Source organism: Candidatus Poribacteria bacterium (genome assembly GCA_021295755.1).
Classification (GTDB): domain Bacteria; phylum Poribacteria; class WGA-4E; order WGA-4E; family PCPOR2b; genus PCPOR2b.
Genome location: JAGWBT010000013.1, coordinates 56,051 through 58,173, shown reverse-complemented (window position 1 = coordinate 58,173; position 2,123 = coordinate 56,051). Strand labels below are relative to the sequence as shown.

The following is a 2,123-nucleotide window of genomic DNA, read 5'->3' as shown; positions in this document are numbered from 1 at the left end:
GCATCGGGCGCGAAGTGTCGCATGCTTGTGTTCTTCACCCCCGCAACAACGAGGAACGTCATTGCAGCCGCTAAGATGAGACTCGCAATGATGATTTTGACTCTTTTTCGATTCATATTCATTTTTCCTTTCCTGTATAGAACTTAACAATCTCTTCCGCGAGTGATTCTACAGATGCTTGTTTGGCAACTATGTCTACCGTCAATCTATGCGCTTCCACGGTTGCTTCAGTTGACGGTCCTATGACGGCAATGTGAACTTGGTCGAGCAAGGCAGTGGACGGAGGTGAACCGAACATCTCAAGAAAGTTAGTAACAGTTGATGAACTTGTAAATGTCACCATGTCGATGCGCCCGTTATGCAGATCCGCTTCGAGTGCCTCACGTCCCTCTGCACCGGCTTTGACGGTCTCATAAATCGGAATAGTGTCGACAATCGCGCCTCTATCTCGTAAACCGTTGGGTAAATCATCCGCAGCGATCGAAGCGCGTGGCAGCAGAATCTTTTGCCCATCCACACCTTCTAATTCTGCCGCAAGGACCGTACCGCGATATTGCGATGGGACATAATCCGCACGAATCCCGATCTGATCCAATGTGGCTACGGTTTTCTGTCCAACTGCACAGATACGAGCGTCTCCGAGTGATCTGGCGTCTTTGCCATTTTCCCGTAGGTGGCGATAGAAATATTCCACAGCGTTGACGCTGGTAAAAATGACCCAATTGTACGTCGAAAGTTGAGCGATTGCCCTGTCCAATGCAGCGTTATCGGGAATCGGCTCGGTTTCAATCGTCGGGAATTGGATAACTTCGGCACCATAAGATTCAAGGCATTCCGCGAAGCCACTCGCTTGCGCCCGAGCGCGGGTGACGATAACCCGACGACCAAAGAGCGGCTTTTGATCAAACCAGTTCAATTGTTCGCGCAAAGCATTGACGTCACCGACGACGATTGCCGCCGGATTGCGGAAATTAACAGTCTCTGCCTTTTCAGCGATGTCTGTAAGAGTTCCTTCAAGTGTTTTTTGCTGCGGTGTTGTTCCCCAATGAATGAGAGAAATCGGTGTCTCAGGTGAACGTCCATGTTGAATCAGACGCGCCACAATCTCGTGTAAATGCCCGACTCCCATAAGAATAACCAGTGTATCCACACCTGTAGCGAGCTGCTCCCAACGGATTGCCGAATCCGCTTGCAACGCTGCCGAATGCCCTGTGATAAATGCGACGGAGGACGAATAACTCCGATGCGTTAGAGGGATACCTGCATACGCCGGCGCAGCGATTGCTGAGGTAATACCGGGCACGACTTCAAAATCAATACCCGCCTCCACAAGCGTCAGTGCCTCTTCTCCACCTCTCCCGAATATAAACGGATCACCGCCTTTGAGCCGGACAACCGTCTTGCCTGCCCTCGCGTGCCGAATCATTAGATCATCGATTTCGGCTTGGCGTTGCTCCTGCTCGCCTATCATTTTTCCGCCATAGATTTTTTTAGTATGTGCAGGACAGTGTTCAAGTAATTTGACGTTAATAAGCAGGTCATAGATTACGACATCTGCGCGTTGGAGGCATTCAATTCCTTTGAGTGTAATTAGTTTCGGATCGCCCGGTCCTGCTCCAACAAGGTACACTTTACCATTCATGGCAGTCATGATTCACGCTTTACGTTCCACTTTGAAGTTTATGTGCACCATTCTGAATCAACTTCGTTGCAAGGTTGACCGCTAACTCTTGGGCACACGCTGAACTGCTCGATAGCCTCTCAAGAAGGCGATGTTTTCCGTCAGGGCTGCAAACAGTAGCAATCAGATGAAGTCTATCGTCCTCCAACCGTGCGTTTACGCCAATCGGAACTTGACATCCACCGCCCAATTCTTGCAACACAACCCTCTCCGCGAGCACTTCAGTTTCGCTATGCCTATCGTTAATTGCCTCCAACAACGTCTCGATTTCAAGGTCATCTTCGCGGGTTTCTACCCCCAACGCCCCTTGCCCGGCAGCGGGGACCATCCGATCTGCCTCAAAATACTCCGTAATAATTTCTTCACCAATCAACCGTTTAATTCCCGCAGCGGCAAGAATAACTCCATCAAGGTCTGTTTCATGCAGCTTGCGAAGGCGCGT

At 50.1% G+C, this 2,123-nt stretch carries 2 protein-coding genes; both read right to left on the bottom strand.

Translation table 11 applies throughout. From position 1 onward, the window contains the following. Positions 1 to 118 precede the first annotated feature (118 nt). Entirely contained in the window at positions 119 to 1,651 is a 1,533-nt protein-coding gene (gene cobA / locus J4G02_03185) for a uroporphyrinogen-III C-methyltransferase (protein ID MCE2393599.1), read from the bottom strand. Positions 1,652 to 1,661: 10 nt separating this feature from the next. Next, a partial coding sequence (locus tag J4G02_03180) for a hydroxymethylbilane synthase (protein ID MCE2393598.1) occupies positions 1,662 to 2,123 on the bottom strand: 462 nt, incomplete at its 5' end.